At 61.5% G+C, this 19,078-nt stretch carries 16 protein-coding genes and 1 pseudogene; 12 read left to right on the forward strand and 5 right to left on the reverse strand.

From position 1 onward, the window contains the following. Positions 1-142: 142 nt before the first annotated feature. From carB to BC360_RS21450, 3 genes and pseudogenes are all read right to left on the reverse strand, one after another. Positions 143-3,634, reverse strand: a complete 3,492-nt coding sequence (carB, locus tag BC360_RS21445; RefSeq protein WP_065796848.1) for a carbamoyl-phosphate synthase large subunit — start codon at positions 3,632-3,634, stop codon at positions 143-145. 218 nt (positions 3,635-3,852) lie between these two features. Beyond that, positions 3,853-3,987, reverse strand: a pseudogene (locus tag BC360_RS31775) (iditol 2-dehydrogenase); the annotation flags it as partial. Positions 3,988-4,078: 91 nt separating this feature from the next. Then, positions 4,079-4,948, reverse strand: coding sequence for a LytTR family DNA-binding domain-containing protein (locus BC360_RS21450; protein ID WP_065796849.1), 870 nt, complete (start codon positions 4,946-4,948; stop codon positions 4,079-4,081). Positions 4,949-5,008: 60 nt separating this feature from the next. Between BC360_RS21450 and BC360_RS21455 the strand changes: the two genes are divergently transcribed. Together BC360_RS21455 and BC360_RS21460 are read left to right on the forward strand one after the other, a co-directional pair. Beyond that, a complete protein-coding gene (locus BC360_RS21455) occupies positions 5,009-5,530 on the forward strand; it encodes a DUF2306 domain-containing protein (RefSeq protein ID WP_065796850.1) in 522 nt (173 codons plus the stop codon). A gap of 102 nt (positions 5,531-5,632) precedes the next feature. Beyond that, positions 5,633-6,580 (forward strand): neutral zinc metallopeptidase, encoded by a 948-nt coding sequence (locus tag BC360_RS21460; RefSeq protein ID WP_065796851.1) that lies wholly within the window; start codon positions 5,633-5,635, stop codon positions 6,578-6,580. Between the two features lie 170 nt (positions 6,581-6,750). Here the strand turns inward: BC360_RS21460 and BC360_RS21465 are convergent, their stop codons facing one another. Next, positions 6,751-7,746: an aldo/keto reductase gene (locus BC360_RS21465; protein ID WP_065796852.1), complete on the reverse strand. Its 996-nt coding sequence runs from the start codon at positions 7,744-7,746 to the stop codon at positions 6,751-6,753. A 114-nt stretch (positions 7,747-7,860) separates the two neighbouring features. Between BC360_RS21465 and BC360_RS21470 the strand changes: the two genes are divergently transcribed. The 8 genes from BC360_RS21470 to tgt all read left to right on the forward strand — a co-directional run bounded on the left by BC360_RS21470 (position 7,861) and on the right by tgt (position 16,345). Next, positions 7,861-8,769: a LysR family transcriptional regulator gene (locus tag BC360_RS21470; RefSeq protein WP_065796853.1), complete on the forward strand. Its 909-nt coding sequence runs from the start codon at positions 7,861-7,863 to the stop codon at positions 8,767-8,769. Between the two features lie 167 nt (positions 8,770-8,936). After that, entirely contained in the window at positions 8,937-10,229 is a 1,293-nt protein-coding gene (locus tag BC360_RS21475; RefSeq protein ID WP_065796854.1) for a TCR/Tet family MFS transporter, read from the forward strand. Between the two features lie 150 nt (positions 10,230-10,379). Further along, a complete protein-coding gene (locus BC360_RS21480; RefSeq protein WP_065796855.1) occupies positions 10,380-11,777 on the forward strand; it encodes an MATE family efflux transporter in 1,398 nt (465 codons plus the stop codon). Between the two features lie 643 nt (positions 11,778-12,420). Next, positions 12,421-12,915: a pantetheine-phosphate adenylyltransferase gene (gene coaD, locus BC360_RS21485; RefSeq protein WP_065780316.1), complete on the forward strand. Its 495-nt coding sequence runs from the start codon at positions 12,421-12,423 to the stop codon at positions 12,913-12,915. 35 nt (positions 12,916-12,950) lie between these two features. Next, positions 12,951-13,523, forward strand: coding sequence for a peptidylprolyl isomerase (locus BC360_RS21490; RefSeq protein WP_065780318.1), 573 nt, complete (start codon positions 12,951-12,953; stop codon positions 13,521-13,523). 22 nt (positions 13,524-13,545) lie between these two features. Then, positions 13,546-14,055 (forward strand): peptidylprolyl isomerase, encoded by a 510-nt coding sequence (locus BC360_RS21495; protein ID WP_065780320.1) that lies wholly within the window; start codon positions 13,546-13,548, stop codon positions 14,053-14,055. Positions 14,056-14,131: 76 nt separating this feature from the next. After that, positions 14,132-15,214 carry a tRNA preQ1(34) S-adenosylmethionine ribosyltransferase-isomerase QueA gene (queA, locus tag BC360_RS21500; protein WP_065780322.1) on the forward strand — a complete coding sequence of 361 codons (1,083 nt, stop codon included), beginning with the start codon at positions 14,132-14,134 and terminating at the stop codon, positions 15,212-15,214. Further along, positions 15,215-16,345 (forward strand): tRNA guanosine(34) transglycosylase Tgt, encoded by a 1,131-nt coding sequence (tgt, locus tag BC360_RS21505; protein WP_065796856.1) that lies wholly within the window; start codon positions 15,215-15,217, stop codon positions 16,343-16,345. Positions 16,346-16,358: 13 nt separating this feature from the next. Here the strand turns inward: tgt and BC360_RS21510 are convergent, their stop codons facing one another. After that, positions 16,359-16,781 carry a DUF4864 domain-containing protein gene (locus BC360_RS21510; RefSeq protein ID WP_065796857.1) on the reverse strand — a complete coding sequence of 141 codons (423 nt, stop codon included), beginning with the start codon at positions 16,779-16,781 and terminating at the stop codon, positions 16,359-16,361. Between the two features lie 734 nt (positions 16,782-17,515). On the opposite strand from BC360_RS21510, the gene BC360_RS21515 reads away from it, so the two are divergent. Beyond that, the gene (locus BC360_RS21515) at positions 17,516-17,869 is read left to right on the forward strand and encodes a hypothetical protein (protein WP_139110143.1); all 354 of its coding nucleotides are present in this window, start codon (positions 17,516-17,518) and stop codon (positions 17,867-17,869) included. Between the two features lie 443 nt (positions 17,870-18,312). Continuing rightward, positions 18,313-18,450: a hypothetical protein gene (locus BC360_RS32795; protein WP_244512824.1), complete on the forward strand. Its 138-nt coding sequence runs from the start codon at positions 18,313-18,315 to the stop codon at positions 18,448-18,450. The last annotated feature ends 628 nt before the right edge of the window (positions 18,451-19,078 follow it).

Here is a 19,078-nt window from a genome sequence, read left to right on the forward strand (position 1 = left end):
CCCGTGGATCGAGGGCGCTGGATGCTCGGGTCCGGCCCGAGCATGACGGAGAGAGTGGAACCGTTGATGATGCATTGCATCGAGGCGGAGTTCTTCAGCAGGCGAATTGCGCGCATCCGGGGATGCGCGCAGTCTTTTTCGATCAGGCCTTGAAGTAGCTCTGAAGCGGGCGGACTTCGAGGTTGCCGGCCTTGAGCGCCTTGATCGCGTGGGCGGCAGCCTCAGCACCTGCCATCGTGGTGTAGTAGGGCACCTTCTGCATCAGCGTCGCGCGACGCAGCGATTTCGAGTCCGAAATCGCCTTGTTGCCGTCAGTCGTGTTGATGACGAGCTGGACATGGCGATTGCGGATCGCGTCCTCGACATGCGGCCGGCCTTCCTGGACCTTGTTGACCTTGGTGGCGGCAATGCCATTTTCGCCTAGGAAGCGGGCGGTGCCGCCGGTCGCCATCACCTTGAAGCCGATGTCGACGAGAATGCGGATGGCCGGCAGGACGCGGGTCTTATCCTCGTCGCGGACAGATACGAACACCGTTCCGTCGCGCGGCAGATCGACGCCGGCGCCCAGCTGCGACTTGGCGAAGGCAAGCGCATAGTCGGTGTCGAGGCCGATGACTTCGCCGGTCGAGCGCATTTCCGGACCGAGCAGCGTATCGACACCGGGGAAGCGGGCGAACGGGAACACGGCCTCCTTGACGGCGATGTGCTTCAGGTTGCGCGGGTCGGGCTTCTCGCCATAGGCGGCAATCGCTACATCCAGCGCTTCGCCGGCCATGACGCGGGCGGCGATCTTGGCGATCGGCGCGCCGATGGTCTTGGCAACGAAGGGCACTGTGCGAGAGGCGCGCGGGTTGACTTCGAGAACGTAGATCGTGCCGTCCTTGATCGCGAACTGGACGTTCATCAGGCCGCCGACATTGAGCGCCTTGGCAAGCGCCGTCGTCTGGCGCTCCAGTTCGTCGACCATCGCGGTGTCGAGCGTGTGAACCGGCAGCGAGCAGGCGCTGTCCCCGGAGTGAATGCCGGCTTCCTCGATGTGCTCCATGATACCAGAGACGAACACGTCCTTGCCGTCGCAGAGGCAGTCGACGTCCACTTCCGTGGCGTTGGTCAGGTAGCTGTCGAACAGCAGTGGGTTCTTGCCGAGCAGCGTGTTGATCTGGCCGGTCTTGTCGTTCGGATAGCGCTGCTTGATGTCTTCCGGAACGAGGCCCGGAACCGTATCGAGCAGGTAAGTCTGCAGCATGCTTTCCGAATGGATGATCTGCATGGCCCGACCGCCGAGAACGTAGGACGGACGCACCACCAGCGGGAAGCCGATTTCGGCGGCAACGAGGCGTGCCTGCTCGACCGAGTAGGCAATGCCGTTGTTCGGCTGGTTGAGGTCGAGCTTTATCAGCAGTTTCTGGAAGCGGTCGCGATCCTCGGCAAGGTCGATCATGTCGGGCGCGGTGCCGAGGATCGGGATGCCGTTCTTTTCCAGAGCTTCGGCCAGCTTCAGCGGCGTCTGGCCACCGAACTGCACGATGACGCCGACCAGCTCGCCCTTTTCCTGTTCGGCGCGCATGATCTCGATCACGTCTTCGGCCGTCAGCGGTTCGAAGTAGAGCCGGTCCGACGTGTCATAGTCAGTCGAAACGGTCTCCGGGTTGCAGTTGATCATGATCGCTTCATAGCCGGCGTCCTTCAGAGCGAAGGCGGCGTGGCAGCAGCAATAGTCGAACTCGATGCCCTGGCCGATGCGGTTCGGGCCGCCGCCGAGGATGACGACCTTCTTGCGGTCGGAGACCTCGGCTTCGGAACGGGCAGCGCCCACGAACGGCGTCTCGTAGGTCGAGTACATGTAGGCGGTCGGCGAGGCGAACTCGGCCGCGCAGGTGTCGATGCGCTTGTAGACGGGGCGGACGTTCAGCGCATTGCGCAGTTCCGCCACTTCCTTCGGGCGCTTGCCGCCGAGCGTTGCCAGCCGGGCGTCGGAGAAGCCCATCGCCTTCAGCATGCGCAGGTTCTCGGCATCCTGAGGCAGGCCGTGCTCGCGGACGCGCGCTTCCATGTCGACGATCGCCTTGAACTGGGCGATGAACCACGGGTCGATCTTGCTCGCCTCGTGAACTTCGGCCTCGCTCATGCCGAGGCGCAGCGCCTGGGCAACCATGCGCAGACGGTCGGGCGTCGGCGTGCCGATCGCGGCGCGGATGGCGTTGCGGCCATCGCCGTTCTCGTCCATGTCAGGGATTTCGATCTCATCGAGACCGGTGAGGCCGGTCTCAAGGCCACGCAGCGCCTTCTGCAGCGATTCGGCAAAGGTGCGGCCGATCGCCATGACTTCGCCGACCGACTTCATCGCAGTGGTCAGGACCGGCGAGGCGCCCGGGAATTTCTCGAAGGCAAAGCGCGGGATCTTGGTGACGACGTAGTCGATCGACGGCTCGAAGGATGCCGGCGTCGCACCGCCGGTGATGTCGTTTTCAAGTTCGTCGAGCGTGTAGCCGATCGCGAGCTTTGCCGCGATCTTGGCGATCGGGAAGCCGGTCGCCTTGGAGGCGAGCGCCGAGGAGCGCGAAACGCGCGGGTTCATCTCGATGACGACGAGACGGCCATCCCTGGGGTTGACGGCGAACTGCACGTTCGAACCGCCGGTCTCGACCCCGATCTCGCGCAGCACCGCGATCGAGGCGTTGCGCATGATCTGGTATTCCTTGTCCGTCAGCGTCAGCGCCGGAGCGACGGTGATCGAATCGCCGGTGTGCACGCCCATCGGGTCGATGTTTTCGATCGAGCAGATGATGATGCAGTTGTCCGCCGTGTCGCGGACGACCTCCATCTCGTATTCCTTCCACCCGAGAACCGATTCTTCGATCAGCACCTCGGTGGTCGGCGATGCGTCGAGGCCGCTGCCGACGATGTCGAAGAATTCGGTGCGGTTGTAGGCGATGCCGCCGCCGGTGCCGCCGAGCGTGAAGGACGGACGGATGATCGCCGGCAGGCCGACATCATCGAGCGCCTGCGCGGCAATCGCCATCGCGTGGTTCATGTAGCGCTGCTTGCGGTCGCCTTCGCCGAGGTTCCACTGGTTTTCCAGTTCGTCGAGCGCCTTGTCGAGTTCCGGGCCGGAAAGGCGGCTCTTCAGTTCGGCGCGCTCGGCCTCATGGACCTTGCGGTCGTGATCCTTGATATCCGTGGCGTTCGCCAGGCGCGACTTCGGCGTCTCGAGGCCGATCTTCGCCATGGCCTCACGGAAGAGCGCGCGGTCTTCGGCCTTGTCGATCGCATCCGGCTTTGCGCCGATCATCTCGACATTGTAGCGGTCGAGCACGCCCATGCGGCGCAGCGACAGCGCGGTGTTGAGCGCGGTCTGGCCGCCCATGGTCGGCAGCAGCGCGTCGGGGCGCTCCTTGGCGATGATCTTGGCAACGACTTCCGGCGTGATCGGCTCGACGTATGTTGCGTCCGCCAGACCCGGGTCGGTCATGATCGTTGCCGGGTTGGAGTTGACGAGGATGACGCGATAGCCTTCCTCCTTCAGCGCCTTACAGGCCTGGGTGCCGGAATAGTCGAATTCGCATGCCTGACCGATGACGATCGGCCCCGCGCCGATGATGAGGATCGATTTGATATCTTGGCGCTTCGGCATGGTCGGTCATCCGTTTCTAGCTGCGCGAAAAACCGGCCAAAGTGGGAGGTCACCGGCCGGGCACGCATTGATGGTCTTTTCAGGCTAGAAGCGGCTTATAGGCAAATGTATCTGCAAGCGAAACCCCGAAAATTCCGGAATCGACAGGAAAGCCGACATATTTCGGCATCCGCTTTGCCACGGGTTCAGCCCGCAGAACGAAAGCCGCATGCAGGGCGTCAAACACGGCTCGGCGCCACCAGAACCTTGACCTCGCCGGCAGGAGGCGGATGGGCGATGACGGCGGCCGCTTCATCGGGCGAAACGCGCCGTGAGGTCAGCTTGTCGATCTCGATTGCGCCAGAGGCAACGAGTGCCTTCACGACCATGCCTCCCTGTCCAATTTCCCGGGCGAATAGGACCGTCAAAGCGGGACACGGTCAAGGACGCGAGCGACGACGACGGTCAGCCCCAGCGCTGCCTCACGGCGGCGGCATAGGTGCGGCTGACCGGCACCTCGCTTCCATCCCTGAGCACGATGACGATGCGACCGTTGTCGCGGACAAGCCGCGCGACATGCGCGTCCGCTACCCAATGGGAGCGATGCACCTGCAGGCCAGGCACTGGGCCGAGTTCGCCGAGCGCATCGGCGAAGCGCAACAGGATGAGTTCGCGCCCGAGGGTGGTCGTGACTTCCGTGTAGTGATCACTGACGGTCAGGTGCAAAGGCGAGCCACGATTGGCGGGTTTCAGCCGTAGCAGCAGCGGTACGCGGACCATATCCCTCTGGGGAACCGGATCGACAGGCGTTCGATTCCCGCCTTCGTCGGGCACCATTACAGCGGTCCCGGCGTCGTTCAGCTCCAAAGCCGTTTCAGCGTTCATCGTCATCCAGGTCAGCGCGCAGAACAGCAGCGACAGGAACAGGCCCGTGGCAATGTCGGCCATGATGTCTGCCGCTGTCGGAATCACTGAAAAGGTCGCAGAGCCGATCGCGGTGGTCACGAGGCCGATTGGTATGCTGGCAACGGCCGCACCGATCATCATGCGAACGAAACCGGAGGCGACCCTTTCGCGCAGCAGGACATTGGCGAGCACCGCCGAGACGATTGCAATCGCCCAGGTGGCGGCGTGCAGCACGAGCCAGAACCCAAGACGGGGTACCGCGGCCAGACGCTCGGCGGTGCCATAGGGGCCTGTGACCCAAAAGATCAGCACGACCGCTGCGAAGGTTGCCCACAAGCGCGGCGCCTTGACGACGAGATGCAGTTCACGAAGCGTGGATTGCAGAAATGGGCGTTTCACGAAGTTTTCCGTCCGTTCCAGTCTTAGCATTTGAGCGCAGCCCGGAGACTGCCGCAAGGTCGGGGAAAATCAACAGCATAGAGATTGCCCATGACACTTGCACCTCTTCTCCAAGCACCGTACGCCGTCCAGTTGCACGTCGCGACGGTCATTCCGGCAGCCATCCTGGGTGCTTTTTTGCTCGCCCAACCGAAAGGCACACGCCTGCATAGGCTTCTCGGCAAAATCTGGCTCGCGCTGATGGTCGTGACCGCATCCGCCACGTTCTTCATTCACGAAATCAAACTGGTCGGCAGCTTCAGCCCCATCCACCTGCTGTCGATCTATGTGCTGTTCGGTAGCTGGCAGGCGATTGCCGCCGCCCGGCGACACGACATCCCCGCGCATCGTGGCCATGTAGCGGGCATCTATCTCGGCGGCATCGTCATTGCCGGCCTCTTCACGCTGCTGCCGGGACGACTGATGCATGCGAGCCTGTTCTCTGAGCTTTCGATCTGGCAGGCGGCCGTAACCGCTGCCCTGCTGGCTGCGCTTCTGGTCTCGGCGGCCGTCCTATCGATTCGCCAGGGTCTGCTTTTCGACCGCGGCAAGTCCTCGAAAAGATTGGCATGATCGCAACCTTGTGGGCCTGATTGCGTTTTACAACTGCATTCGGCCCGGCATATAAAAGGTCTGACCGATATTGCGTATCGACCCATGCCGGGAGGACAGATCATGGAATGGAAGGGCCGCCGCCAATCCGGAAACATCGAGGACCAGCGCGGGGCGAGCCCCGGCGGTGGTCTGGGCGGCAATCCGTTCGGCCGTGGCGGCGGCTTCCGCATGCCTGGCGGTGGTGGAGGCATGCGTGGCGCCGGCGGCGGCATGAGCTTTGGCACCATCATCTTCCTCGTCGTGCTCTATTTCATCCTGAAGGCCATGGGCATCGACATGCTGCAGGTCCTGAACGGCGGCGGTGGCCCCGTCGCTCAACCGGGCTTCGAGCAGAGCGATGGCTCGCCGGCGCCCCGTGGATCGGCGCAGGAAGAAGAGATGAAAGCCTTCATGGGGACGGTGCTTGCCGAAACCGAAGACACATGGAACGGCATCTTCCAGGCGAGCGGCGAGCAATACCAGGAGCCGAAGATGGTGCTGTTCAGTGGCTCCGTGCGCTCCGCCTGCGGCTTTGCCTCGGCGGCATCGGGCCCGTTCTACTGCCCTGGCGACCGCAAGGTCTACCTCGACATGGGCTTCTTCGACGAGCTTGAACAAAAATTCGGCGCTTCGGGCGACTTCGCGCAGGCCTATGTCGTTGCGCACGAAGTCGGCCACCACGTGCAGAACCTGATCGGCGTGCTGCCGAAGTTCAACCAGATGCGTCAGTCGATGAGCGAGACCGAAGCCAACCAGATGTCGGTTCGTGTCGAACTGCAGGCTGATTGCTTCGCGGGCGTCTGGGGCAAGTACACCCAGCAGAAGGGCCTCTTGGAGCAGGGCGATCTCGAAGAGGCGCTGAACGCCGCCACCCAGATCGGCGACGACACACTGCAGAAGCGCATGCAGGGCTACGTCGTGCCGGAAAGCTTCAACCATGGCACATCGCAGCAGCGCATGCGCTGGTTCAAGCGCGGCTTCGACAGCGGCAAGATGTCGGCCTGCGACACCTTCTCCGGTCAAGTCTGAACTCCAGACTGCTGAGGCAAGAGATCGGGGCCGGCGAGAACTGCCGGCCCCTTTTCCTTATCCCGCACTACAGCGCCGCGCGTCTATTTGGACGCGCAAAGGTCGCTGTAACGCTTTGAGTTGCTGCATAATTTTGTCCTTAAATCGATTCCGATTTAAGGAATTATGCACTAGTGGCGCTCGCTATCCATATGGGCGAGTTGCGCCTCGGGGTAGCGCGCACCTGCGGCGGCGTCCCTCGGCACCACCCGCTCGATAGCGGCCAGATCTTCCGGCGTCAGATGCACGGCCTGCGAGCCAAGCGCTTCGGCCAGCCGGTCGCGCCGACGCGCACCGACCAGCGGCACGATGTCCTTGCCCTGGGCCGCGACCCAGGCGATCGCAATCTGCGCGACAGACGCGCCTTTGGCATCCGCCACGCGCTTCAGGGCGTCGACAAGGGCCAGATTTCTATCGACGTTGCCCTCCTGAAAACGCGGACTAACCGCTCGGAAGTCATCGCTCCCGACAGCATCCTTCCGCCAGTGACCGCTGATCAGGCCGCGCGAAAGCACACCATAGGCGGTAATGCCGATGCCGAGCGCCCGGCACGTCGGCAGGATATCATCCTCGACACCGCGCGAGATCAGCGAATACTCGATCTGCAGGTCCGAGATAGGGTGGACTGCGGCGGCCTTCCGAATGGTCTCGGACCCTACTTCCGAGAGCCCGACATGCCTGACATAACCGGCCTTCACCAGGTCGGCGATCGCACCTACCGTTTCCTCGATCGGCACGTCAGGATCGAGACGGGCAGGGCGGTAGACGTCGACATAGTCGACGCCCAGCCGCTGCAAGGTATAGGCGAGGAAGTTGCGCACCGCCTTCGGCCGGCAATCATACCCTGCCCAGTTGCCCGCGGCGTCTCGCAGCGCACCGAACTTCACGCTGAGAACGACCCGATCGCGGTCTCGGCCCTTGAGCGCCTCACCGATCAGCATCTCGTTGTGGCCCATGCCGTAGAAGTCGCCAGTGTCTATGAGCGTAATTCCGGCAGCGAGCGCCGCATGGATCGTGGCAATGCTTTCCGATCGGTCTGACGGACCGTACATGCCCGACATGCCCATGCAGCCAAGGCCGATGGGCGAAACCATCGGGCCGGTCTTTCCAAGTGAACCCTGATCCATTCTCGTTCTCCTTCGATGGGCGCGACCAGCGCGTTTTTCTTCCCCATTGTTACGCCCATCGTGATCGTGCGATAATCCGATGACCTCAGAACAAGCTGTACGTAATTTTGTACAATGACCGATCTTCCCTTGGCCGACCTTGATGCTTTCACCGCCGTCGCGCGGGAGCGCAGCTTTCGCGCTGCCGCCAAGAAGCGGGGCGTTTCAGCTTCCTCGCTCAGCGAAGCGCTGAGGCGCCTTGAAGCCAAACTCGATGTGCGCCTGCTCAACCGCACGACGCGCAGTGTAACGCCGACCGAAGCAGGCACGCGGCTGCTCGAGCGTCTTCAGCCGGCGCTCGGGGAAATTGCCGGCGCGCTCGACCAGGTTAACGAACTGCGCGACAGCCCGGCAGGGACCTTGAAGCTGAACGTGCCTTCGATCGTCGCACGCGAGATCCTTCCGTTGATCGTCGGGCGCTTCCTGCGGGCGAACCCGGCCATCTCGCTCGAGGTGACGGCGGAGGACGGCTTCATCGACGTGCTGGCAGCCGGCTTCGACGCCGGCATCCGCTACGAGGAGCGGGTCGAGCGCGACATGATTGCCATCCCGATCGGACCACGGCTGCAACGCTACGTGACGGCGGCATCGCCAGAATATCTTGCGCGGCGTGGGATGCCGCAGCATCCGCATGATCTTTTGGAGCATGACTGCATCCGGCATCGCTTCGCGAGCGGTGTCAGCCTGCTTTGGGAGTTCGGCGAAGGCGAGGGCTCAATCTCGATCGCCCCGCCGGCCGTCGTCACCGCGAATGCCGTTGATCTCGAAATTGCCGCCGCAGTCGACGGTCTCGGTGTGATCAGGACGTTCGAGGAGTTCCTCGCGCCGCACCTGAAATCCGGCGCCCTGGTGACGATCCTCGACCCATGGGTGACGACCTTTCCGGGGCCGTTTCTCTACTACGCCAGCCGTCGTCACATGCCCGCGCCGCTGAGAGCCTTCGTCGACTTTCTCAAGGCCGAGCAACGCTCGAAAGTACGCTGACTGACCGCCACGCGAGAGAACGATGGATCAATGAACGCGATCGTCCTCATAAAAAACCTTGAGATGTTCACGTATTGTTTCGACTGAAATCATGCGTTACACCTAAATTGGTATCGTCGTTCACGTTCTGTCTCCGCGCTGGCGACGGAGGGCGCAGGGAGAGTTTCATGCTCGACGAGAAGTTCGTGCGGCGCGGCCTGTTCCTCGTCTTTCTCATCCTGTTCCTCGACATCATCGGCATCGCCATCATCGTGCCGGTGCTGCCCACCTATCTCGAGGAATTGACCGGCGCCAATGTCAGCGACGCGGCCATCGACGGCGGCTGGCTGCTGCTTGTCTATGCCGCGATGCAGTTCCTGTTTGCGCCCTTCATCGGCAATCTCAGCGACCGTTTCGGGCGCCGGCCGATCCTGCTTGCCTCGGTGCTCACCTTCGCGATCGACAACCTGATCTGCGCCCTTGCGACCAGCTACTGGATGTTGTTCGTCGGCCGCGTGCTCGCCGGCATCAGCGGTGCCAGCTTCGGCACCGCCTCGGCCTACATCGCCGACATCAGCCATGACGGAAACCGCGCCAAGAATTTCGGCCTGATCGGCATCGCCTTCGGATCCGGCTTTGCGCTCGGGCCGGTTATCGGCGGACTGCTCGGCGAACTGGGCCCGCGCGTGCCGTTCTATGGTGCGGCGGCACTTTCCTTCATCAACTTCGTGCTCGGTGTTTTTCTGCTGCCGGAAACGCTTGATAAGGCGCACCGTCGCCGCTTCGAATGGCAGCGCGCCAATCCGCTCGGCGCGCTCAAGCAGATGCGCAGCTATCCCGGCATCGGCTGGGTCGGGCTCGTCTTCTTCCTGTTCTGGATGGCGCATTCGGTCTATCCGTCCGTCTGGTCGTTCGTATCGTCCTACCGCTACGGCTGGAGCGAAGGGGAAATCGGCCTGTCGCTCGGCATCTTCGGCATCGGCGGCGCTTTGGTGATGGCGTTCGTGCTGCCGCGCGTCGTGCCACGGATCGGCGAATGGAGGACGGCCGTATTGGGTCTGACCTTCACGGCACTCGGTGCCGCCGGCTATGCCGCTGCATGGCAGGGCTGGATGATCTATGCCGTGATCATCGTCACCGCGCTCGAAAGCCTCGCCGATCCGCCGCTGCGCAGCATCGCCGCCGGCCACGTGCCTCCCTCGGCGCAGGGCGAGCTGCAGGGGGCGCTCACCAGCATCGGCAGCATTACGACGATCATTGGTCCGCTGATCTTCACTCAGATCTTCGGCTACTTCACGACGCCCACCGCCACAGTCTCCTTCTCGGGCGCGCCCTATGCGCTCGCCAGTTGTTTCGTCGTCGGGGCGCTCCTGGTGTTCTGGTTCAAAGTGCCGAAACGGCTCGCGGTCGCAGCCGAAGATATCGAGCCCGAAGAGCCCATGGTCGAACCGCGCTACTCCGACCGCGGCGCCATGCACTGAAATTCATCAATATTCTTGATCCTTCGATGAAAAATTGAGCAGTCGGAGCTTTGTCACTGGCTCTTTGGCCGGCCCTGTTCTATTTCCGTCATCCTTCCCTTCGTCCTGACCTGCGGGCATTTCGGCCGCGTCGACATCCAGGAATCCGTCATGCTGACCGCCAATGCGAGCCCGACCCCGGTGCAAACCGACAACTCATGGCGCACCCATTATCGTGCAAGCCTCTATCTCGGCGTACCCTTCATCGGCGCGCAGCTGGCACAACTTGCGATCAACACCACCGACGTCTTGATGGTGGGCAAGCTCGGCGCCACGCAGTTGGCGGCGATCATCCTGGCGACGCAGATGTACTTCACCATCTACATCTTCGGCAGCGGTTTCGCCAACGCCGTCGTGCCGATGGCAGCGCAAGCCCAGGGCAGGGGCGACAAGGTCTCGGTCCGCCGCTCCGTGCGCATGGGTATGTGGGTGGTGCTCTGCTACGGCGTGCTGACGGCGCCCGTACTCTGGCTGGCGGAGCCGATCCTGCTGCTTGCCGGCCAGCAGCCGGAGGTCGCGGCACTCGCAGCCGAGTATCTGCACATTGCGCAATGGGCGATCTTCCCAGGCCTCATCTTCATGGTGCTGCGTGCGTTCCTGAGCGGTCTGGAGCGGGCAGGGATCATTCTCTATGTCACCCTGGCCACGCTGGTCCTCAATGCGGCACTTTGCTACGTGCTGATCTATGGCCACTTCGGCTTCCCGCAGCTGGGCATCTTCGGCGCGGCCGTCGCCGCCCTTGGCGTGGCCGTACTCGGCACCGTGCTGACCGTCGCTTATATCAAGAGCAAACCGGAACTGAACCAGTACGAGCTGTTCGTGCGTTTCTGGCGTCCGGACTGGCCGGCATTCAGGGAAGTCGTTTATCTCGGCATCCCGATCTCGTTGACCATTCTGGCCGAAGTCAGCCTGTTCACAGTCGCCTCGCTGCTGATGGGAACGATCGGCACGATCGAGCTTGCGGCACACGGCATCGCACTGCAGTTCGCATCGCTCGCCTTCATGATTCCGCTCGGAATTGCCCAGGCGGCAACCGTGCGCGTCGGCCTTTCCTACGGCCGCGGCGACATGCTCGGCGTCCGGCGCGCGGCAATTTCGGCACTGGTGCTGGGATCCGTCTTTGCGATTATCGGCAGCGCCATCTTCGCTCTTTTCCCGAGCCAGCTCGCCGCCCTTTACCTCGACACCAACCGGCCGGATGCGGCGCAGGTTCTTGCCTTTGCCGCCCCGCTCATTGTGATCGCCGGCGCATTCCAGTTGGTGGACGGGTTGCAGGCGATTGCCGCCGGCATGCTTCGCGGCCTGAAGGACACCAAGGTGCCGATGATTCTGGCAATGATCTCCTATTGGCCGATCGGCTTCCTGTGCGCCTGGGCCTTCGCGTTCCCACTCGACTTCGGCGGCATCGGCGTATGGTTCGGCTTCGTGCTCGGCCTTGCCGCTGCAGCCTTGTTCCTGAACTGGCGGTTCTTCCGCATGATCCGCGCCCACAAAGTGACCGCGGCCTGACCAGCACCGGGTTTCAGCCAAAGAAAAAGCCGGACGGGCAGGGGATGCCGTCCGGCTTGCAAAGGCGACCGCTTCAGGGGAAGAATGGCGGTCGCTTATTTCGAAACTCCTGGAGGAAGTTTCTCGAAACTCCTGAGAAGTTTCTAGAGGTCTCTAAACGTTGAACCCGCCGGTCTCATGGGAGCCCAGTCGATCGCGCTGGAGGTCACGTATCGTGCGGGCAAAATCCACGAGAAAGACGAAACTGATTACCGCCGCGGCGGCCATGAAGACTGTCGCCATGACATGTACCCTTTAGCCGAAGATCTTGCGGTTGCTTGAACGGTCACGTTGCTCACGGGACTCGTCGCGGAGTGCATGTATCGTCGCAAATATCATTGCGAAAAACATCGTCATCGAAAACAGAGCAAGTCCCATAGCCGTCATCCTTTCAGGTCCTAAACGGCAGTATCTTCAAAAAGGTTCCGTTCTTTCTTGCTTCACATTACGGTCTGCGATGTGAAACGCGCTTGAACATGGAATTCATCTAGCATTCATTTCTTTGGCGCTGCTGTTTCCCAGGGAACAGGCTTGGCCTCCTGCACAACTCTTGCGATCCGTCGCCGTCCGTGACAAAAGGCTTCACCAAACGGAAACAGGTGCGATGACGACGGCATTCTACCCCGGCTCTTTCGATCCGATGACGAACGGGCATCTCGACGTACTTGTTCAGGCGCTGAACGTAGCGCGCAAAGTCATCGTGGCGATCGGCATCCATCCGGGCAAGGCGCCACTCTTTTCGTTCGACGAACGCTCGGACCTCATTCGCCAGTCCCTGCTCGAGTTTCTGCCCGATCGTGCCTCCGACATCGATGTGGTCGCCTTCGACAACCTCGTGGTCGACGCTGCACGGCAAAGCGGCGCAAAGCTGCTTGTACGCGGCCTGCGCGACGGCACGGACCTCGATTACGAGATGCAGATGGCCGGCATGAACCGGCAGATGGCGCCTGATGTTCAGACCTTGTTCTTGCCGGCGGGCACGGCATCGCGGCCCATTACGGCCACATTGGTCCGCCAGATCGCAGCCATGGGCGGCGACGTCAGCGCCTTCGTGCCCAAGCCGGTTCACGCGGCGCTGCAGGCCAAACGCAAGGCCTGAGCCGCCACACCCCATTCACCACTCAGGGAGAAACCATGAAAATCCTCCACCTCGCTTTCGCCGGTGCTCTCACGCTTGCGTCCTGGACGGGAACCGCGCTTGCGCAATCGGCTGACAACTTCCTCACGATCACGCTGAAGGATGGCCCGGTCGTTGTCGAGCTTCGCCCGGACATCGCGCCGAAGCACGTCGAGCAGATCAAGGCGCTGGCAACCGCCGGCGACTACAACAACGTCGCTTTCCACCGCGTCATCAAGGGCTTCATGGCCCAGACCGGCGACGTGCAGTACGGCGACATGGAAGACGGCTTCCAGCCTCAGGCTGCTGGCACGGGCGGCTCTTCCAAGCCGGACCTGCCGGCCGAATTCTCCGACGTTCCGTTCGAACGCGGCACGGTCGGCATGGCCCGTTCACAGGATCCCAACAGCGCCAACTCGCAGTTCTTCATCATGTTTGCCCCGGGCGACTTCCTCAACGGCCAGTACACGGTCGTCGGCAAGGTCGTCTCCGGCATGGAGAACGTCGACAAGATCAAACTCGGCGATGACGCCAACAACGGCTCCGTCGCCGATCCCGACCGTATGATCAGCGTCAAGGTCGGCAAGTAAAGTCAACAGAAGGAGAAAACCCATGGCCGAGATCAAAGATCCGGAAAACACGATCATCATGGAGACCACCAAGGGCAAGGTCGTCATCGAGCTTCTGCCTGATGTGGCTCCGGGTCATGTCGCCCGAATCAAGGAACTGGCACGCGAAGGCGCCTATGACGGCGTGGTGTTTCACCGCGTGATCGAGGACTTCATGGCACAGACCGGCGACGTCCAGTACGGCAAGACCGGCGGCGAGCACTTCAACCCGTCGCGCGCCGGCATGGGCGGCTCGTCCAAGCCGGACCTGAACGCTGAATTCTCGAACGTCAGCCACATTCGCGGCACGTGCTCGATGGCCCGCAGCCAGATGCCGAACTCGGCCAATTCGCAGTTTTTCATCTGCTTCACCGACGCTCCGTGGCTGAACAAGCAATACTCGGTCTGGGGTCAGGTCATCGAGGGCATGGACAATATCGACAAGATCAAGCGCGGCGAGCCGGTGCGTGATCCTGATACCATCGTGTCCATGCGGGTTGCCGCCGACGCCTGATTTGCGCTAATGCACAACCCGCCCCGGTCGCGCCGAAAGGCCCCGGGGCGGGTTTGCTTTTTTTCAGAAACGATCCATGCGCGTAGACCTGTTCGACTTCGACCTTCCGGAAACCTCGATTGCGTTGCGGCCCGTAAGCCCGCGCGACAGCGCCCGCATGCTCGTCGTCGACCCGCAGGCACCGGAACTGCTGACGGATCACGGCGTGCTCGACCTGCCGTCCTTCCTGCGCCCCGGCGACGCACTGGTGTTCAACGACACCAAGGTCATCCCTGCGCAGCTCGAAGGCATTCGCCGGCGCGGCGAAGAGATCACCACTCCGGTTTCGCTGACCCTGCACATGCGGGTCGGTCCCGATCGCTGGAAGGCCTTTGCCAGGCCGGCGCGCCGCCTCAAGGTCGGCGACCGCATCGCCTTTGGCCACGGCGGCAATAGCTGCATGCTCGGTACGCTCGACGCGACCGTCGAGGAAAAGGGCGACGCAGGCGAGGTGACGCTGCGCTTCGATCTCGCCGGGCCGCTGCTCGACGAAGCGATCATGGCCGTCGGTCATATTCCCTTGCCCCCGTACATCGCCTCGAAACGAGCCGAAGATGCGCAGGACCGCACCGACTACCAGACCGTCTACGCCCGGGAAGAGGGCGCCGTTGCCGCCCCGACCGCCGGCCTGCATTTCACCGAGCGGCTGTTTTCCAGGCTGAACGAGCTCGGGATCGAGCGCCATTTCGTCACCCTGCATGTCGGGGCAGGCACATTCCTGCCCGTCAAGGCCGACGATACCGACGACCACATGATGCACCAGGAGATCGGTCTCGTCGACGCAAGGACCGCTGAGCGCCTCAACGCCGTCAAGGCGAGAGGTGGCCGAATCGTATGTGTCGGCACGACGTCACTGCGGCTGATCGAAAGCGCTGCCGACGAGCAAGGTGCCATCCATTCCTGGTCCGGCCCCACCGATATCTTCATCACACCCGGCTACCGCTTCCGCGCCGTCGACATGCTGATGACCAATTTCCACCTGCCGAAGTCGACTTTGTTCATGCTCGTTTCGGCCTTTTGCGGCCTGGAGACGATGCGCGCGGCCTATGCCCACGCGATCGAGACCGGCTACCGCTTCTATTCCTATGGCGATTCCAGCCTACTTTTCCGGAAAGACTAGATGACCGAAACCTTCCAGTTCAAGCTGCACGCAACCGACGGCAAAGCGCGCCGCGGCGAGGTTTCAATGCCGCGCGGCACCATCCGCACGCCTGCCTTCATGCCGGTCGGTACCGTCGGTACGGTCAAGGCAATGTATCTCGATCAGGTCAAGGATCTCGGCGCCGACATCATCCTCGGCAACACCTACCACCTGATGCTACGCCCGAGTGCTGAACGCGTGGCACGGCTCGGCGGCCTGCACAATCTGATCCGCTGGCAAGGCCCTATCCTCACTGACAGCGGCGGCTTTCAGGTCATGTCGCTTGCCGGGCTCCGCAAGCTCGACGAGCAGGGCGTTACCTTCAAGAGCCATGTCGATGGCGCTCTCTTCCACATGTCGCCGGAGCGGTCGATCGAAATTCAGGGGTTGCTCGACAGCGATATCCAGATGCAGCTCGACGAGTGCGTGGCATTACCGGCCGAACCCAAGGAAATCGAACGGGCGATGGAAATGTCGCTGCGCTGGGCGGAACGCTGCAAGGTGGCTTTCGGCGACCAGCCAGGCAAGGCGATGTTCGGCATCGTCCAAGGGGGCGACATTCCGGCCCTGCGCGTGCGCTCGGCCGAAGCCCTCAAAGGACTGGATCTCAAGGGTTACGCCATCGGCGGGCTTGCCGTCGGCGAGCCACAGGAAGTGATGCTGAGAATGCTCGACATCACATGCCCGGTGCTGCCCGCGGAAAAGCCGCGCTATCTCATGGGCGTCGGCACGCCCGACGATATCCTAAGATCGGTCGCACACGGCATCGACATGTTCGACTGCGTCATGCCGACCCGCTCTGGACGCCACGGCCTGGCCTTCACCCGCCATGGCCGTATCAACCTGCGCAACGCGCGTCATGCCGAAGACATGCGGCCGCTCGACGAACAATCCTCATGCCCGGCGACGCGTGACTACTCGCGCGCCTATCTACACCACCTGATCCGCTCGAACGAATCACTCGGCGGCATGCTGCTCAGCTGGAACAACCTGGCCTATTACCAGGAACTGATGGCCGGCATTCGCCTGGCGATTGAAGAAGGCCGCTATGCCGACTTCATGGCCGAGACCCAGGAAACCTGGCGGCGAGGGGACCTGGCTCCGCTCTGAGGCCAGAACCGGTTCAGATCTCCGGCCCTGGCGTCGACTGCAGCATCATCACGCCATTGATCTTGTAGCTCCCGTCGGGCTGCTTCATCAGCTGGTAGACCGCCGTCCAATCCTTGCCATCAGGAGCCGAGATCAGCACCTCCTGAATGACCTGATCGCCCACCACCTTGGAGCGGCCGAAGGCAAAATTGCCCGGCCGATAGACCGGCTGGTAGCCGCGCCTGACCATGTCGAAGAAGGCGGTCTTATCAGGAAATTTTCCGCGGATCGCCGGCGAAGCGAAGGAGTAGGCGGCGTCCGCATCGTCATTCAGGAAGGCTGTGATCTGGTCCTGAATGATGGAGCGCGCCGTGTCGACAGGTTCGTCCGCCCAACCGGGGCCGGCAGCTGCGAGTTGCATTGCGACACCAAGGGCAATGGCAAATGTCCTGATCATCACCGATCTCCATCCAGACGTTTTCGCCGACCTCAGAACAGCATAGGACGTTTGCGCATCCTGGAAATGGGTCTGATCGCCGTTCACACATTTGCACTTGATATCCGGTCGACAATATCACGTCTATTCAATGCGTTATCTGTAACATTTGAATAAACGACTTTAAAAATCATAACTTAGTGATATTCGCAATTTTGGCTTGAGAACACCCTGTTGGGATCCCGATCAATTTTGCCTACCACTACACGATCGGAAACGGACGCATTCGCCATTCGTTAACTAATGCAATTCATAGTTGCTTTCATTCCCGATCCCCGTGAAGGCATGACGCCCTTCGCAATGAAGCACATACGCCCGGATAGAGCGGCGCGGCTGTTCGGAGAAACAGCGAATGACGACAACATCATCTGTCGGCACTGCTGATCCTGCGGCGACCCGAGATCAACGGCGCAGACGGCACGGCAAATGCCGCCGACACGATCCTCAAGACCGCGAACAACGTATCGGCGGAGCCCGGCAAGGCGACGACGCAAGCGACTGCCGCCGCGGCGAACGCGCTTCTTGACAAGCAGGCGAGGAGCGACGCTCTGGTCACGCTGGCTGTCAACTTCCTGGAATCCGACAAGTTCAAATCGAGTGATCCTGGCGTCAAGGACACGCTGAAGGCACTGGTCGAGAAGAACAGAGAGGCCCTTACGGCCAAGATCGAAGCCGAGCGAGAGCGGGATCCGATGATGCCGCTCGAGACAGCGATTGCCAATGCCTTGACGGCAACCATCCGCGAGAACCGCAAGCAATTCGGGCAGGGTGAATTCGTCGTCGGCTATGACACCAAGCTTGACGGCAAATTGCTGCATTACATCGCCGACGTGGAAGGCAAGAGCGGCGCGCAAATGCTGGTGGACAGCAACGAAGCCGCACGAACCGCCTATGACGAAGCCAAAAAGGCACGCGACGACGCGACCGACACAAGCATGGGTCCGACCTCACTTGCATTTCTGCAGGCGCAACGCCGCTACGACAAGTCTTCACTGGCGATGAGGGAATGGCAGGATATCTGGTACAAGCTGTTCAAGTGGAAGGATTGACGGAACGCGCGACGTTCAACGGTGCGGGTCGATACATTGCGTGCGAACGCAGCACGCTTGCAAGCGTGACATTCATCCACCTTCTTCAATGCCCTGACCGACCAGCCATCGAAGTATGTTGAGCCAAGCGGGCAGGGTTGCCCGCTCTTACCGCAACCCTGCGATCCAATCTCGGAAAGCATCGGGCAGAGACGTCTCTTGTGCCAAAAGGAGAGGGCACCTGATGGGCGTTTCAGCCGGTCGGGGTTGCACCACCCGACCCGAATGCGGCTAAGTCGAGCCTCTCGGCTTTAACTTTGAGTGGCCGATTGGAGTGAACTCAATGAAATCTGAACCAATCGAGATCTATCATCCGCGTCGTGTTTCAAATTTGGGACAATGGGACATTGGCGATCTCAAGCTTAAAGTCTACTGCCTCGTTGCAGAGGACAAAGAAGTCGACGGTGCCAGTGACCCTGGCGCAGACATTCGTCCGACAGGACGTCCTGCCACGTGTGACGGACGAGGGGCATGACAATGGCCTGGGCTTTGTGATCATTCATCCCGGCAAGCTCGGTGTTTCCATCTCGGCTCACTGGTGAATTCAAGGTTCGGTGCTTTGTCAGCATATCTATCGGAAGCTATATTCTGCCACCGAACCTATGGATACTGTAAAGAGACCTGTTATTGCCTGCGTTTGGGAATTAGCCCTGATAAACGCCGAGCAAGAGGTTTGGCGAAAAACGATGATGAAACGCAAGCCCAACCCGTCAGCCTACATGGACGCTCGGGCCGACTTCGAAGCCGCATAGCGACCCGAGCGTTGCTGATGCGCCAGAACCCTAGCTGATTGCTACGCAATTATTCCACAGCCGCCACCAGCGAAAACATCAGCGGATGACGTCTGAGCATGCGCAACCATCGCCGTCGGCCCTTGCTGATGTCATCGGCAACTGTCCCGCAGCGAGCCGCGCCCTCGGGAAACTCCGGTCATGGAAAATGTTGCGCTTGAATTCACGGTAGATCGCCGAGCGGTGCCGTTCGGGTTGCCGTTCGGCAAGCGGGCGCTGGGAACAGCAAGGGGACATACTGGAATCTCCAGGGCGAGCCGTTGAAATCATTGGCATGTCGCACTTGAAAATAGAATGTACCCGGCTACAAACTTTGTCACAGCTGATTAGAGATGCGGCGCCGCCAGCCAGTTAGAAATGCGACACTCGACACCTCTGC

The organism is Ensifer sp. LC163, from assembly GCF_001695855.1.
Lineage (GTDB): Bacteria > Pseudomonadota > Alphaproteobacteria > Rhizobiales > Rhizobiaceae > Ensifer.

Bases quoted from the DNA above. Each gene is read 5' to 3' on its own strand.
- carB (WP_065796848.1), bottom strand. From the start codon at position 3,634: ATGCCGAAGCGCCAAGATATCAAATCGATCCTCATCATCGGCGCGGGG.
- BC360_RS21450 (WP_065796849.1), bottom strand. From the start codon at position 4,948: ATGCTAAGACTGGAACGGACGGAAAACTTCGTGAAACGCCCATTTCTG.
- BC360_RS21455 (WP_065796850.1), top strand. From the start codon at position 5,009: ATGACACTTGCACCTCTTCTCCAAGCACCGTACGCCGTCCAGTTGCAC.
- BC360_RS21460 (WP_065796851.1), top strand. From the start codon at position 5,633: ATGGAATGGAAGGGCCGCCGCCAATCCGGAAACATCGAGGACCAGCGC.
- BC360_RS21465 (WP_065796852.1), bottom strand. From the start codon at position 7,746: ATGGATCAGGGTTCACTTGGAAAGACCGGCCCGATGGTTTCGCCCATC.
- BC360_RS21470 (WP_065796853.1), top strand. From the start codon at position 7,861: ATGACCGATCTTCCCTTGGCCGACCTTGATGCTTTCACCGCCGTCGCG.
- BC360_RS21475 (WP_065796854.1), top strand. From the start codon at position 8,937: ATGCTCGACGAGAAGTTCGTGCGGCGCGGCCTGTTCCTCGTCTTTCTC.
- BC360_RS21480 (WP_065796855.1), top strand. From the start codon at position 10,380: ATGCTGACCGCCAATGCGAGCCCGACCCCGGTGCAAACCGACAACTCA.
- coaD (WP_065780316.1), top strand. From the start codon at position 12,421: ATGACGACGGCATTCTACCCCGGCTCTTTCGATCCGATGACGAACGGG.
- BC360_RS21490 (WP_065780318.1), top strand. From the start codon at position 12,951: ATGAAAATCCTCCACCTCGCTTTCGCCGGTGCTCTCACGCTTGCGTCC.
- BC360_RS21495 (WP_065780320.1), top strand. From the start codon at position 13,546: ATGGCCGAGATCAAAGATCCGGAAAACACGATCATCATGGAGACCACC.
- queA (WP_065780322.1), top strand. From the start codon at position 14,132: ATGCGCGTAGACCTGTTCGACTTCGACCTTCCGGAAACCTCGATTGCG.
- tgt (WP_065796856.1), top strand. From the start codon at position 15,215: ATGACCGAAACCTTCCAGTTCAAGCTGCACGCAACCGACGGCAAAGCG.
- BC360_RS21510 (WP_065796857.1), bottom strand. From the start codon at position 16,781: ATGATCAGGACATTTGCCATTGCCCTTGGTGTCGCAATGCAACTCGCA.
- BC360_RS21515 (WP_139110143.1), top strand. From the start codon at position 17,516: ATGCCGCTCGAGACAGCGATTGCCAATGCCTTGACGGCAACCATCCGC.